Source organism: Bacillus tequilensis KCTC 13622, from assembly GCF_000507145.1.
Lineage (GTDB): Bacteria > Bacillota > Bacilli > Bacillales > Bacillaceae > Bacillus > Bacillus tequilensis.
Window position 1 is genome coordinate 1 of record NZ_AYTO01000044.1, and the last position, 15,471, is coordinate 15,471.

Sequence of the window (15,471 nt, forward strand, 5' to 3'; positions counted from 1 at the left end):
CTTAAGCGGACAGGAGGATATCATCGTCGGCTCGCCAATTGCCGGCCGTCCGCACAAGGATCTGGAGCCGATACTCGGCATGTTCGTGAACACGCTGGCGCTGCGGACACGCCCGGAGGGCGGGAAGCCGTTTGTGCAGTATTTGCAGGAAGTGCGCGCCACAGCATTGGAAGCCTATGAGCATCAGGATTATCCGTTCGAAGAGCTTGTCGATAAGCTTGGAGTGACGCGGGATATGAGCAGAAACCCGCTATTTGATACCATGTTAGTTGTCCAAAATAATGATTACGAGCCATTGCATCTGCATGATTTGCAAATGAAGCCGGCAGAAGTTTCTCATCTCGTTTCTAAATTCGACTTGACACTACAAGCATCTGAGGGTGACGGGAACATTCATTTTCTTTTTGAATATTCAACCGCACTGTTTGAGAAAACCACCATGGAACGCTGGGCATCTCATTTGACAAATGTACTTCGCATCATCGGAAAAAATCCAGAGGTGACACTCAACCGTATCGACATCCTGACCCAAGAAGAGCGGAACCAGCTGCTCAATGAGTTTAACATCAAGAAAGCAAATCAATACGAAGAACAAACAATCAGTCAATTGTTTGAGCAGCAGGCTGCACGAACACCAAAAGCCTCTGCACTTGTCATCGGAGACAAAACACTCACATATCAGGAGCTTGACGAGTGGTCCAATGGAATCGCACACACATTGCGCAGCAGAGGTGTTAAACCGGACACACCAGTAGGTATCATGATGCCTCGTTCGTTCAGCATGATAGCAGCAATACTTGGTGTGTGGAAAGCAGGCGGCTGTTACGTTCCCATTGATCCTGAATACCCATCGGAACGGAAACGCTATATTCTCAGCGATAGCGGAACGAAACTGCTGATGACAGTAAATGAAGCGGATTGGAGAGCTGATGATGATTTTGAAGGAGAGATCTTGACCGTCGAAAACGCGGAGACATACGACAAATCACCGCTGCCGCAAGTATCGTCTGCTCATCATTTAGCCTATATCATTTATACATCAGGAACGACGGGCCGCCCAAAAGGGGTAATGGTCGAGCACCGCAATGTAATCAGTCTCTTAAAGCATCAAAATCTGCCTTTTGAATTTGGCCATGAAGACGTCTGGACGTTTTTTCATTCATATTGCTTTGATTTCTCTGTATGGGAAATGTTTGGTGCGTTATTGAACGGAAGTACACTCGTTGTGGTCTCTAAGGAAACAGCCCGTGACCCTCAGGCATTCCGATTATTGTTAAAGAAAGAACGCGTCACTGTACTCAATCAGACCCCGACAGCTTTTTACGGCCTGATGCATGAAGAGCAAAACCATTCGGATCGATTAAATATCCGATACGTCATTTTTGGCGGCGAAGCTTTACAGCCCGGCATGCTTCAAAGCTGGAATGATAAATATCCTGATACTGATTTGATCAATATGTACGGTATTACAGAAACGACGGTACATGTCACATTCAAAAAATTGTCCGCAGCTGATATTGCCGCAAATAGAAGCAATATCGGACGGCCTCTTTCAACTCTGCAGGCTTATGTGATGGATGCTCATATGAACCTGCAGCCGATCGGAGTTCCAGGGGAGCTTTATATAGGCGGTGAAGGCGTGGCACGGGGATATCTCAACAGAGTTGAGCTGACCGCTGACCGTTTTGTACCCAATCCGTATCTCCCGGGGGACAGATTATACCGAACGGGAGACCTTGCGAAACGCCTGTCAAATGGCGAGCTGGAATACTTAGGCCGCATTGATGATCAGGTGAAAGTCAGAGGGCACCGTATTGAGTTGGGCGAAATCCAAGCGGCTCTTCTTCAGCATCCGATTATTAAAGAGGCAGCTGTCATTACAAGGGCAGATGAGCAAGAACAAACAGCTATTTATGCATACATGGTGACAAAAGATCAACAGGCCGCGAATCCATCAGATATCAGGGCTTCTCTAAAAACCATGCTGCCTGACTTTATGCTGCCGGCCCGTTTGATACAGATTGAAAGCATCCCGCTGACTGTTAATGGAAAGCTTGATCAGAAAGCCCTGCCTGAACCCGAGAAACACGCTTATCCTGCAGATGATATCAGCCCAAGAAACGAGATTGAAAAGGTGGTGGCAGAAATTTGGGAGGAGCTTCTTAATGTGGATGAGCTGGGCGTAAACGCTAATTTCTTTGAGCTGGGCGGAGATTCTATTAAAGCGCTGCAAGTTTGCGCCAGACTGAAGCAGCGCGGATTCGAAACGACAGTACGTGAGATGTTTGAACATCAGACTCTTGGTGAACTGTCCGTTCGGGTTCGAAAAGCCGTGCGCGTCATTGACCAAGCTCCGATTGAGGGAGACGTGCAATGGTCGCCTGTTCAGAAATGGTTTCTTTCTCAAGATATAAAAGAAAAACACCATTTTAATCAGTCCGTCATGCTGCAGCGGAGCACCTCTATACAAGAAGACGCACTGCGCAAAACATTAAAAGCAATAACAAGTCATCATGATGCGCTGCGGATGGTATTTTCACAGAATGAACAAGGAGATTGGGGTCAATATAATCGGCCGATCAGTCATTCGGACGATGCACTGTATGGCCTTCAGATGATTGATTTATCAGCTCCAGAAGGCACTAACGGAAATAGAGCGTATGAGCCTATTATCAAACGCCATGTACGTGATATTCAGCAGAAAATGGATTTGAAGAATGGTCCGCTGCTGCAAGCCGGTCTTTTCCGCACAACTGACGGTGATTTCTTATTTTTATCGGCTCATCACTTCGTCGTTGACGGCATCTCATGGCGGGTTCTGCTTGAAGATTTGTCTTTAGGGTATCGCCAAGCTGCTGGCGGGGAGGATATCAAACTGCCGCCTAAAACAAGCTCGTTTAAAGCGTACGCGAAAAAGCTTTCTGGCTATGCAGAAAGCCAGCAGCTTATAAAACAGCTCAAGTATTGGCGCGAAACCGAAGAATATCAAACAGAGGCACTGCCTTTTGATCACATCGACGGACCCATAGCAAACGAGAGAAAACGATCCACCATTTCGTTTACATTAAACGATAAAGAGACAGCTGCGCTTTTAAAAGATGCCAACAGCGCATACAACACAGATACTCAGGATTTGCTTCTCGCTTCTGTCATTCTCGCGCTGCGCCATTGGACCAATCAATCCGCCTTCAAGCTATCATTAGAAAGCCACGGGCGAGAGGATGTATTAGACGGGGTTGATGTGAGCCGTACGGTTGGATGGTTTACCGCCATTTATCCGTTATTGGTCAAACTGAACGCAGACTTGCCAGATTCGGAAGAAGGCATCGTTCATGTGCTAAAAACAACAAAAGATACACTGAGACGTGTACCGGACAAAGGGTTTGGCTACGGTGTCATCAAATATTTGACACCGCCTGACAAAAAAGACATCCATTTCACAGGCGCGCCAGAAATCAGCTTCAATTATTTGGGGCAATTTGAAAGCGGCAGCCCAGCTGAAGCACCTGAGGAGGACACCTTCTCATTCTCTCCCCTTGGTGCCGGGGATGATATCAGCACAACCTGGAACCGTGAACAGTCGCTGGATATCAGCGCAATCGTTGCAGAAGGAAAACTGTCTGTCAATATGACTTATGACAATGCCCGCTTTCAGCGCAAAACCATCGAACAGCTTAGCGAAACATGCCGTCAATTTTTATTACAGCTGATCGAACACTGCCAGAACAAAAGCGAAACAGAAAAGACCATCAGTGATTTTGATGATCAAGAACTGACCGAGGACGCGCTGCAAGAGATTGCTGATATGCTCAGTTTTCACTAATGAATCCGTGAAGAAAGGTGCAGATACTATGGATAACATCAAAAAAATCAAGAACATTTATCCTCTGAGTCATATGCAGGAGGGAATGCTGTTTCATTCCTTCCTCCGTAAAGAGGAGGGGGCATACGTTGAGCAGTCGCTCTTCACCATTAAAGGGAGCCTCAGTTATGAATGGTTTCAGCGCAGCATTCAAACCATCATCGACCGCCATGACATTTTCAGAACCGTGTTTTTGCCGCACGTCCCGCATTTGTCGGGACCTCGGCAAGTCGTGATGACAGAACGCGAATTCCATTTGTACAGCGAAGACATTTCCCATCTGCCAACAAACGGGCAAAATGAGTATATTGAATGCTTTAAGGAGAAGGACAAGCAAAAAGGCTTTGATTTGCAAAAAGACATGCTGATGCGGATTTATCTATTCAAAACAGCTGAAGAGGAACATGTTTGCATCTGGAGCCACCATCACATTTTAATGGACGGCTGGTGCCTTGGCATCGTTCTTCAGGAATTTATGCGGATTTATCAATCGATTCATGCAGGAAAACCGCTTTCTTTAGACCCTGTCCGTCCGTACAGCACCTATATTTCCTGGCTGACAAACCGTGACAAAGAAACAGCGGCGGAGTACTGGGATTCATATTTAAAAAACTACAGCACCCCGTCACCGCTGCCTCGTGTGTCTGATGAAGAAACAAAAGAGGGTTATCAACGTGAAGATTTGATATTTTCATTAAATAAACCACTGACAGACAAGCTCAAAGAGACTGCCAAACAACATGGCGTCACGCTTGCCACCTTTATTCAGGCAGTTTGGGGTGTGATGCTGCAGCAATATAACCGCACTGACGACGTTGTATTTGGCGCGGTTGTCTCAGGCAGACCGTCAGAAATTCCGGGTGTGGAACAAATGATAGGATTGTTTATCAATACCATTCCGGTTCGCATTAAAACATTTCAAGGCGAAACGTTTCAGGAGCTGGTCAGACGACGCCAGAAAGAAATGCTGGAAGCTGAGCCGTTTACCTGCCAACCTTTATTTGATATTCAGGCAAACACCGCTTTAAAACAGGAACTGATTGATCACATTATTGTCTTTGAAAACTATCCGATACAGCAGAAAATCGCCGATCCCGCTGATCAAACCGAATCACCGCTGCAAATCGATCAAGTGAAGGTATCCGAGCAATCAGGATATCACTTTAATCTTGTCATTGCTCCCGGAGAAGAATTGATCATCAAATTCAGCTATAATGCATTCGTTTACGATGCTGCCTGGATCAGCAGTATCAAAAGGCAATTTACACAAGCGCTAAGCACAGCGGCCCATCACCCTGATACGCCAATTGCTGATTTTTCTTTTCTTGATGCTATAGAAAAAGAACAGATTGTCACACAGTTCAACAATACAAAAACAGAATATCCAAAGAATCATACAATTATAGATTTATTTCGTGAACAAGCAGAAAAGACGCCAGACCATATCGCACTTGTGTGTGGGAATTTGACTTTTTCATATGAAGAACTTGATAAACGCTCTAATTCACTCGCCAGAGCTTTATATCAAAAAGGGTTTCGGAAGAACGAGACAGCCGGCATATTGGCTGCTCATTCTGCCGAATTCATGATCAGTGTGCTTGCCGTTTTAAAAGCAGGGGGAGCATACCTCCCGCTTGATGCCGAGCTTCCGCCTGAACGTGTCAGCTTTATGCTTGAGGAAACGCAGGCAAAAATACTGATTGTTCAAAAGGGGCTGGAGCAAAACGCTGCGTTCTCAGGGACATGTATCATTTCAGATGCGCAGGCATTGACGGAAGAGAATGATATCCCAATCAATATCACCTCCAGCCCGGATGATCTTGCATACATCATGTATACCTCAGGATCAACAGGCCGGCCGAAAGGCGTCATGATCACCAATCGCAATGTCGTGTCCCTTGTCAAAAACAGCAATTACACGTCTGTGTCCGTTGATGACCGATTTATTCTGACTGGATCTATCAGCTTTGACGCCGTCACCTTTGATATGTTCGGGGCACTTTTACATGGTGCAAGTCTTCATATCATTGATAAATCGACACTGCTGTCACCCGATCGGTTTGGGGTATATTTGCTTGAAAATGGCATCACAGTGCTATTTTTAACTACGGCTCTTTTTAATCAGCTGGCACAGGTACAACCAGACATGTTCCGCGGTCTTCATACGTTATATGTCGGAGGCGAAGCACTCACGCCTGCCCTTATGAATGCTGTCAGACACGCCTGTCCAGATTTGGCACTTCATAATATTTACGGGCCTACGGAAAACACGACATTTTCAACCTTTTTTAAGATGGAAAGAGACTATGCAGGACCCATCCCAATCGGAAAACCAATCAGCAATAGCACCGCTTTGATCTTAGATGCAAAAGGCCGTCTTTTGCCGATAGGCGTTCCCGGCGAACTTTGTGTCGGCGGCGATGGAGTTGCAAAAGGCTATTTGAACAGAGATGATCTGACAAAGGCTGCTTTTTCTCCTCATCCTTACTTGTCTGGAGAAAGAATATATCGCACTGGTGATTTGGCGCGCTGGCTGCCCGATGGAAACTTGGAATACATCAGCAGGATTGACAGGCAGGTAAAAATCCGGGGAAAACGAATTGAGCCTGCCGAAATTGAAGCGCGCCTATTAGAAGTGGAAGGCGTGCAGGAAGCGGCAGTGACATTGAGAGAAATTGACGGAGAGGGACAGCTGTACACTCACTACGTCGGCGATGATAAACGAACAGAAAAGGAGATACGTGCCGATTTGGCGCGTGTGCTTCCAGACTATATGATCCCGCAGCACTGGGTGCGTGTAGACCGGATGCCGCTTACCGGAAACGGAAAAATAGACCGCAGCGCTCTTCCTATACCAGAAAATAAACCTGACAAACGGAAGGACATTACACTGCCAAGAAACTTGGTTGAAGAAGAATTGGCGAACATTTGGAAGCATGTTCTCGGAGTCAACCCAATCAGTATTGATGATGACTTCTTTGCTCTTGGCGGACATTCACTAAAAGCGCTGCAAGTCATACACACATTGAAGCATCAGCAGCAAATAGACATACCGATTGATTTCTTATTCGAATATCCGACAATCGCTCAGCTTGCTGAAAAACTTTATTCTAAACAGCTGACAGCGGCAGATGAACAGCATGTGATCAAACTGAACCAGCACGGCGAGCGAAACCTTTTCTGCTTTCCGCCAATATCAGGATTTGGCATTTATTTCAAAGATCTTGCTTTATTGCTGAATGACAAGGCATTTGTCTACGGATTTCACTTTATTGAACATGACAACCGCATTGAACAATATGTCAATTACATCACGGACATACAGCCAGAAGGCCCATACGTGTTATTAGGCTACTCCGCAGGCGGAAACCTGGCCTTTGAAGTGGCGCAGGCGATGGAGCGCAAAGGATTGGATGTCAGTGACCTCATTATCGTGGACGCTTATCTAAAAGAGCGGCCTTTACTTGTCGATACCGTGAATGACGAATCTGCAGTATACCTGCCTGAAGCGGTCAGGGAAAAGGTGATGAAGAAAAAAAGAAATTATCATGAATATTGGGCGCAGCTGCTGAATGAAGGGCACCTCAAAGCGAACATTCATTTCATTGAAGCTGGAATTCAAACCGAAACCAGTGAGAATACAGGCTTAACGAAATGGAAAGGTGCCGCTTACGGAAACTACAGCGAATACACTGGTTTTGGCGCTCATAAAGACATGCTGGAAGGCACATATGCTGAAAAAAACGCTGACATCATCCTCGGCATTTTAGACAAGATCGCTTCAAATAAAGCACTGCTGCACAAACGATAAAGCGATTTAGCGGACAGAGGCATTCTCGGTCCGTCTTTCTTTTTACATCAAGAATGGATATAGAACACGAGGGAATGATAACATCATCCTTTTTGTTGGAGGCTGTTATGGACCATTTCTCTTGGCTTACTTTTATCATGCTGATTTTAGCCAGCTACAGGCTGACACATTTAATTGTATTTGACAAAATCACGGAATTTATCCGGAAACCATTTATGAAAAAGAAAAAAATCGTTGATCAAAACGGTCATGTGAACGAAAAAAGCGTGCCGGCTTCTAACTTTGGATATATGCTCAATTGCTATTGGTGTGCCGGCGTTTGGTGTGCCATCTTGATCGGACTGGGCTATCTCTTTTTGCCTCGTATCGCAGTTCCAGTAATCTTTATTTTAGCCATCGCAGGAGCTCAAGCGATTCTTGAAACAGCTGTCGGGGTCGGCGTAAAACTGATTGATGTGTTAAAGAGCCTGCAAACTATGATAAATGATAAAAAGTCCTAAAGCGGCGGACAAATGCTTCAGGACTTTTTTCGTTTGTCTGGTGATATACACATAAATCCTAATTTCTTCAATTTCATTAAGCACCCTTTTCCCCCCTGGGAATACGGTAATAACGAATAGTGAAAGCGATGTAATGGGGGAGAAGAAATAGAATGAATGTTCGACAAAAGCCGATTGTCCGTTTCCTTGTCAGCTTGATCATCGGGACGTTTGTCATCTCCGTTCCGTTTATGGCCAATGCGCAGCCTGACAGGGAACTGAGAGCCGTATGGATTGCTTCCGTATTAAACATTGATTGGCCGTCAAAAAAGGGGTTATCAGCCGAAGAACAGAAGGCGGAGTATATCAAGCTGCTGGACGATGTGCAGACACTGGGAATGAATGCCGTTATTGTTCAGATTAAACCGACTGCAGACGCCTTTTATCCATCCGATTATGGACCTTGGTCCGAATACTTAACCGGTGTCCAAGGGAAAGACCCGGGCTATGACCCGCTTAAATTTATGATTGAAGAAACCCATAAACGAAATTTGGAGTTTCACGCATGGTTTAATCCTTACCGCATTACGATGAATCATACGGATCTCAATAAATTGTCTGAAGATCACCCGGCAAGAAAGCATCCAGACTGGGTTGCCGCATACGGAAAGCAGCTTTATTATCATCCGGGCATTCCCGAAACCAGAGATTTTATCGTCAAAGGCATTGAAGAAGTGGTCAAACAGTATGATATCGATGCCGTTCATATGGACGATTATTTTTACCCTTATAAAATAGCTGGACAGGAATTTCCTGATCAAGCTCAGTATGAACAATACGGAAAAGACGCTTTTCCCAATATTGATGATTGGCGGCGGGATAACGTGAACCAGCTGGTCAAACAAATCAACGATACGATTAAAGCCGCAAAACCGTATGTCAAATTCGGCATCAGCCCCTTTGGCGTATGGAGAAACGCAGCAGATGACCCGACCGGATCAAACACGAAAGCAGGCGTCAGAAATTATGACGATCTATACGCAGATACGAGACATTGGATTCAACAAGGCGACATTGATTATATCGCCCCGCAAATATATTGGAGCATCGGCTTCAACGCAGCGGCGTACGACGTATTGGCTGATTGGTGGAGCAATGAAGTCAAAAATAAGCCGGTCCATTTATATATTGGCCAGGCAGCTTATAAAATCAATAACAATTTTGACGCGCCATGGTCTGACCCCGAGGAATATGTACGACAAATCAACTTGAACCGTCAACTTGCGCTTGTAAAAGGAAGCATGCATTTCAGCCTTAAAGACCTCAACAAAAATCCGCTCGGCATCAAAGACAGGCTCACCACCGAGCTTTACAGCAAGCCGGCACTCATTCCGGAAATGCCTTGGCTTGACAGTACCGCCCCCAAAAAACCAAAACTTACGAAAGTGACTAAAGACAAAAACGGCAATCTTCTGCACATTCAAGACCACCCATCAAATCAACAATCGAAAGAAACAGCCTATTATGCGATATACAGAGCCGAAGGGAAAAAGCACAAAACATTGCTGGCAACCGCAAGAAAAACAAATGAGCAGCAAACCTACTTAGATGACACGGCAGACCCAAACAAGAAGTACACGTATTATCTCACTTCAGCAGATCGGCTTCATAACGAAAGCAAGGCTTTCAAACGAACAACAAAATAAGAAATGAGAAATGAGAAGGACGGCTTTCTATAGTCGTCTTTTTTTCGGCTGAAGAACCCTCTCGTTCTTTCTCTGTCAAAATCTCGATCTCCCTTTGTAATCATCCCATTATCTTCCTCGTACGATCCAAAAGGCGAGTCATTGCATTTGCTCTATGGATGGCTTACTCATTTTCACTAAAAAATGAACTAATTTCAATTTTCAGATTTCTTTTGTCAGGGAATGATTACAGAACTTGCCTAATAGGATGTTACAAAGATGTGAAGGAGGAAACTACGTGAATTTTGAGCTGACAAAAGAACAGCAAATGGTGCGTGAAATGGTAAAGGATTTTGCGAAAAAAGAAATTGCTCCTCACGCTGAACACGTAGATCAAACGGGCGAGTTCCCGATTCAAACATTTAAAAAAATGGGTGAACTCGGACTGATGGGCATTCCATTTCCAGAAGAATACGGCGGATCGGGAGGAGATACGATTTCATATGCCTTAGCCGTTGAAGAAATCGGCAAAGCCTGCGGCAGTACTGGATTAAGCTATGCAGCAGCGGTCTCACTCGGCGCAAGTCCTCTTTATTATTTCGGAACAGAAGATCAAAAGCGGGCGCATTTGACTCCGCTGGCTTCTGGCAAAGCGCTCGGGTCATTCGGTCTGACGGAACCAAATGCCGGCTCAGATGCAGGAGGCACTCAAACAAAAGCGGTAACAAATGGTGACGAGTATGTCATCAACGGCGAAAAATGCTGGATCACGAATGCAAGCTATGCACGAACGGTGATTGTAACCGCGGTAACAGGCAAAAACAAAGACGGAAAAAACATCATCTCCGCTTTGATCGTGCCAACCGACACACCCGGACTTACGATTACGAGCTCGTACGATAAAATGGGCGTCCGCGGTTCAAATACGGCGGAAATTTTGCTTGAGGATGTCAGAGTGCCTGCTGGCAACTTACTCGGCGATCCGACAAAAGGGTTTAAACAGTTTTTGTACACGCTGGACGGCGGACGGATCTCCATCGCCGCGCTTGCAGTCGGCATCGCTCAAGCGGCATTTGAAGCATCATTAGCCTATGCGAAAGAACGAAAGCAGTTCGGACAGCCGATTTCTTCCTTTCAGGCGATTCAATTTAAGCTTGCCGACATGGCGATGGAAATTGACTTGGCACGGCAAATGGTGTTAAAAGCCGCTTGGCTGAAAGACCATCATCGCCCGTTCACAAAAGAAGCAGCGTATGCCAAGCTGTTCGCATCAGAAATGGCGACAAGAGCTTGCAATCAAGCCATTCAAATCCATGGAGGTTCAGGCTATATGAAAGAATATGGGGTAGAACGGATGCTGCGGGACGCCAAATTAATGGAGATCGGTGAAGGCACATCTGAAATTCAGCGTATTGTGATCGCCAGACAGCTTTTAACATAAAATGCAAACGCTTTCCGATCGCTTGGAAAGGAGGAACAATGTATGGCTGAACTCATCCATTTCACAATCGGCAGGCTGCTCGAACAAACCGCTGAAGCCTATCCTGATCAAGAAGCGGTAGTTTATCCAGACAGACATATCCGCTATACGTACGCCCAATTTAACAGCCTGTGCCGTCAAACCGCTAAAGGACTTATGCGGATGGGAATTAGAAAAGGAGATCATGTCGCCATATGGGCTTCAAATATCCCCGAATGGCTTGCCGTTCAGTTTGCCACCGCAAAAATCGGAGCCGTGCTTGTGACCGTCAATACGAATTATCAAGCTCATGAGCTCGATTACTTGCTGAAGCAATCAGATGCCGCCGCGCTTATTGTCATGGAGTCGTACCGCGGCACTTCTTACACAAACATCTTGAAGAACCTCATTCCCGAGCTGCAAGAAGCAGAGCCCGGCCAGCTGACATCAGAACGATATCCCTTTTTAAAAACGCTGATTTATATCGGTGAAAAACGTGTGCCCGGCATGTATCATTGGAACGATACAGAGATACTGGCGAAAACAGTGACAGATGCTGAGCTGGAAGCGAGAATGAACAGCCTTGAAAAAGACGATGTGATGAACATGCAGTATACATCAGGGACGACGGGGTTTCCTAAAGGAGTCATGCTGACCCATTTTAATGTCATCAATAACGCCGCCAATATCGCAGAATGTATGGCATTAACCTCTCAAGACCGCATGTGCATCCCGGTTCCGTTTTTTCACTGCTTCGGATGCGTGCTCGGGGTTTTGGCGTGTGTGTCGGTCGGAGCAGCCATGATACCTGTACAAGAATTTGATCCCGTTACCGTCCTTAAAACCGTCGAAAAAGAGAAATGCACAGCGCTCCACGGCGTGCCGACCATGTTTATCTCAGAGCTGCATCATCCGGATTTTCATGCATATGATTTATCGACGCTCCGAACAGGCATCATGGCCGGCTCTCCTTGTCCGAGAGAAGTGATGAAAGCCGTCATTGAAAGGATGGGCATGAAAGATATTACGATCGCCTATGGACAAACCGAAGCCTCACCGGTCATTACGCAAACGAGGGCAAATGATTCGTTCATCAGGAGGGTCGAAACAACCGGCCGCGCCCTGCCTCATGCAGAAGTAAAAATTGTAGAACCAGGGACATGCCGAGAAGTTCAAAGAGGCGTGCAAGGTGAGCTATGCACCCGCGGATACCATGTCATGAAAGGCTATTATAAAGATGAAGAAGCGACTAGAAAAGCAATCAATCCCGATGGATGGCTGTACACCGGAGACCTTGCTGTCATGGATGAAGAGGGGTACTGCCGCATTACCGGGAGATTAAAAGACTTGCTCATCAGAGGCGGTGAGAACATTTATCCGCGGGAAATCGAAGAATTTTTATACCGGCATCCCGCTATTTTAGATGTACAGGTCGTTGGTGTGCCTGACGCCAAATTCGGGGAGGAGGCGGCTGCCTGGATTAAGCTGAAAGACGGAAAAACCGCTTCATCTGAAGAGCTTAAAGCCTATTGCAAAGGGAAAATCGCCCGCCACAAAATTCCGCGTTATGTGATTTTTACAGACGAGTACCCGATGACGGCTTCAGGCAAAATTCAAAAATATAAACTGCGTGAAAAAACGATTGAAATGTTCAACTTATCATCATGTCAATGAGGTGAAGTCATGTTTACAAAAGTACTGATCGCCAACCGCGGAGAGATTGCAATGAGAATTATCCGAACGTGTAGCCGTCTCGGTATCCAAACGGTCGCGGTTTATTCAGAAGCAGACAGGGACGCACCCCATACAAAGGCGGCCACAGAGGCTTATTTGATCGGAGAATCAAGAGTCAGTGAAAGTTATTTAAATATAGAGAGAATCATAGAGACGGCGAAAAAAGCAAACGCCGACGCCATCCATCCCGGCTACGGGTTATTATCAGAAAACAGCCGGTTCGCTGAACGCTGCAAGCAAGAAAACATTGTGTTTATCGGCCCTGCACCCGGTATCATCGCAAAGATGGGCAGCAAAATTGAAGCGCGAAAAGCAATGGAAGCGGCCGGTGTCCCTGTCGTTCCCGGTGTTTCTGAATCCCTCGGAGATATCCAGGCGGCCTGCCGTACTGCAAGCCAAATTGGCTATCCAGTCATGCTGAAAGCCTCAGCGGGCGGAGGCGGCATCGGTATGCAGCTTGTTCAAAATGAGGAAGCATTGATAAAGGCGTACGAGGGGAACAAAAAGCGCGCAGCAGATTTTTTCGGCGACGGGTCGATGTATATCGAAAAAGTCATTGAACATGCCCGCCACATTGAAGTTCAGCTTTTGGCCGATCAGTACGGCCATACAGTACACCTGTTTGAGCGCGATTGCTCTGTTCAAAGGCGGCATCAAAAAGTCATTGAAGAAGCGCCGTCACCATTTGTAGACGATGATCTCAGAATGAAGCTCGGGCAAACGGCGGTAAAAGCAGCAAAAGCGATCGGCTATACGAACGCAGGCACCATCGAATTTTTAGTAGATCCGAATCAACACTTTTATTTCCTCGAAATGAATACGAGATTGCAAGTTGAACACCCCGTAACTGAAGAAATAACGGGGCTGGATTTAGTTGAGCAGCAGTTGCGGATAGCTGCGGGCTATACACTCGCATTCTCTCAGCAAGATATCAAACGAAACGGGCATGCGATCGAAGTTCGAATATACGCGGAAGATCCCAAGACATTCTACCCGTCACCAGGTACGATCACTGTGTTTTCACTTCCGAACCAAAAGGGAGTCAGGCACGAATGTGCAGTGGCTAAAGACAGCACTGTTACCCCTTTTTATGATCCAATGATCGCCAAGATGATTGTCAAAGGCCAAACGAGAGCGGAAGCAATTGAAAAGCTGGAGACAGCGCTCCGCGACTACCGGATAGAGGGCATCAAAACAAACCTTCCGCTTCTTATCCAGGCTGCAGAAACAAAAGCATTTAAAGAAGGGGATATCACGACTGACTTTTTGAAACAACACTTATAAAGGAGGCAGCTGTCATGACAGTTAAGATACAAATGGCGGGAAACTTGTGGAAAGTGCATGTCAAAGCCGGCGACCACATTGAAAAAGGCGAGGAAGTTGCCATTTTGGAATCTATGAAAATGGAAATCCCGATCGTTGCAGACAGAAGCGGAACTATAAAAGAAGTCAAAAGACATGAGGGCGATTTCGTGAATGAAGGAGACGTGCTGCTCGAACTGATCGATTCCACCCAATAATCTGGAGGAAGGCCATGTTATATCCTAAAAAAGTGAAGATCAAAGAAGTCGGCCCGCGTGACGGCTTACAAAACGAGAATGTATGGATCGCAACAGAAGATAAAATCTCTTGGATCAACCAGCTTTCCCGGACTGGGCTTTCGTATATCGAAATCACATCCTTCGTTCACCCGAAATGGATCCCGGCGCTTCGAGATGCAATAGACGTGGCAAAAGGCATTAACCGTGAAAAAGGGGTGACGTACGCGGCACTTGTCCCGAACCAAAAGGGGCTGGAGAATGCCCTTAAAGGAGGCATTGACGAAGCCTGCGTCTTTATGTCAGCCAGCGAGACGCATAACAGAAAAAACATCAATAAATCCACTGCTGACACACTTCATATCCTCAAACAAGTAAACGATGACGCAAAAAAAGCAAACCTCACAACAAGAGCCTACCTTTCAACCGTTTTCGGCTGTCCGTACGAAAAAGATGTCCCCCTTGAACAAGTCATCCGCCTTTCTGAAGCATTATTTGAGTTCGGGATTTCTGAATTGTCGCTTGGAGATACGATTGGAGCGGCAAATCCCGTCCAAGTTGAAATCGTTCTTGAAGCTCTTTTGGCACGCTTTCCGGCCAAGCAAATCGCCCTGCATTTTCATGATACGAGAGGAACGGCGCTGGCCAACATGGTCACAGCTCTCCAAATGGGCATTACTGTGTTCGACGGCTCGGCAGGCGGTCTTGGGGGCTGTCCATATGCTCCGGGTTCGTCAGGAAACGCCGCAACTGAGGATATCGTGTATATGCTGGAACAGATGGACATCAAAACCAATGTAAAGCTCGATAAGCTGCTATCTGCGGCCAAATGGATCGAAGAGAAAATGGGCAAACAGCTGCCAAGCCGAAATCTAAAGGTATTCAAATCATCCTGATAAAAGA

The 15,471-nt window shown here is 46.2% G+C and carries 9 protein-coding genes; all 9 read left to right on the plus strand.

From position 1 onward, the window contains the following. Positions 1–3,823: non-ribosomal peptide synthetase (locus tag V756_RS0121290; RefSeq protein ID WP_024716447.1), on the plus strand; the 3,823-nt coding region annotated here is incomplete at its 5' end. Between the two features lie 7 nt (positions 3,824–3,830). Beyond that, positions 3,831–7,673 (plus strand): non-ribosomal peptide synthetase, encoded by a 3,843-nt coding sequence (locus V756_RS0121295; protein WP_081719956.1) that lies wholly within the window; start codon positions 3,831–3,833, stop codon positions 7,671–7,673. A 107-nt stretch (positions 7,674–7,780) separates the two neighbouring features. After that, positions 7,781–8,173 carry a DUF1360 domain-containing protein gene (locus V756_RS0121300; protein ID WP_024716449.1) on the plus strand — a complete coding sequence of 131 codons (393 nt, stop codon included), beginning with the start codon at positions 7,781–7,783 and terminating at the stop codon, positions 8,171–8,173. A 152-nt stretch (positions 8,174–8,325) separates the two neighbouring features. Next, entirely contained in the window at positions 8,326–9,858 is a 1,533-nt protein-coding gene (locus tag V756_RS0121305) for a glycoside hydrolase family 10-like protein (RefSeq protein WP_024716450.1), read from the plus strand. Between the two features lie 277 nt (positions 9,859–10,135). After that, positions 10,136–11,278 carry an acyl-CoA dehydrogenase family protein gene (locus V756_RS0121310; RefSeq protein ID WP_024716451.1) on the plus strand — a complete coding sequence of 381 codons (1,143 nt, stop codon included), beginning with the start codon at positions 10,136–10,138 and terminating at the stop codon, positions 11,276–11,278. Positions 11,279–11,320: 42 nt separating this feature from the next. Beyond that, positions 11,321–12,970 (plus strand): AMP-binding protein, encoded by a 1,650-nt coding sequence (locus V756_RS0121315; RefSeq protein ID WP_024716452.1) that lies wholly within the window; start codon positions 11,321–11,323, stop codon positions 12,968–12,970. Between the two features lie 9 nt (positions 12,971–12,979). Beyond that, on the plus strand, positions 12,980–14,314 hold the full coding sequence (locus V756_RS0121320) for an acetyl-CoA carboxylase biotin carboxylase subunit (protein WP_024716453.1): 1,335 nt from the start codon (positions 12,980–12,982) through the stop codon (positions 14,312–14,314). A gap of 14 nt (positions 14,315–14,328) precedes the next feature. Continuing rightward, positions 14,329–14,550 carry an acetyl-CoA carboxylase biotin carboxyl carrier protein subunit gene (locus V756_RS0121325; protein ID WP_024716454.1) on the plus strand — a complete coding sequence of 74 codons (222 nt, stop codon included), beginning with the start codon at positions 14,329–14,331 and terminating at the stop codon, positions 14,548–14,550. Positions 14,551–14,564: 14 nt separating this feature from the next. Then, positions 14,565–15,464, plus strand: coding sequence for a hydroxymethylglutaryl-CoA lyase (gene ldeG / locus V756_RS0121330; protein WP_024716455.1), 900 nt, complete (start codon positions 14,565–14,567; stop codon positions 15,462–15,464). Positions 15,465–15,471 lie beyond the last annotated feature (7 nt).

Bases quoted from the DNA above. Each gene is read 5' to 3' on its own strand.
- V756_RS0121315 (WP_024716452.1), top strand. From the start codon at position 11,321: ATGGCTGAACTCATCCATTTCACAATCGGCAGGCTGCTCGAACAAACC.
- V756_RS0121320 (WP_024716453.1), top strand. From the start codon at position 12,980: ATGTTTACAAAAGTACTGATCGCCAACCGCGGAGAGATTGCAATGAGA.
- V756_RS0121325 (WP_024716454.1), top strand. From the start codon at position 14,329: ATGACAGTTAAGATACAAATGGCGGGAAACTTGTGGAAAGTGCATGTC.
- V756_RS0121305 (WP_024716450.1), top strand. From the start codon at position 8,326: ATGAATGTTCGACAAAAGCCGATTGTCCGTTTCCTTGTCAGCTTGATC.
- ldeG (WP_024716455.1), top strand. From the start codon at position 14,565: ATGTTATATCCTAAAAAAGTGAAGATCAAAGAAGTCGGCCCGCGTGAC.
- V756_RS0121300 (WP_024716449.1), top strand. From the start codon at position 7,781: ATGGACCATTTCTCTTGGCTTACTTTTATCATGCTGATTTTAGCCAGC.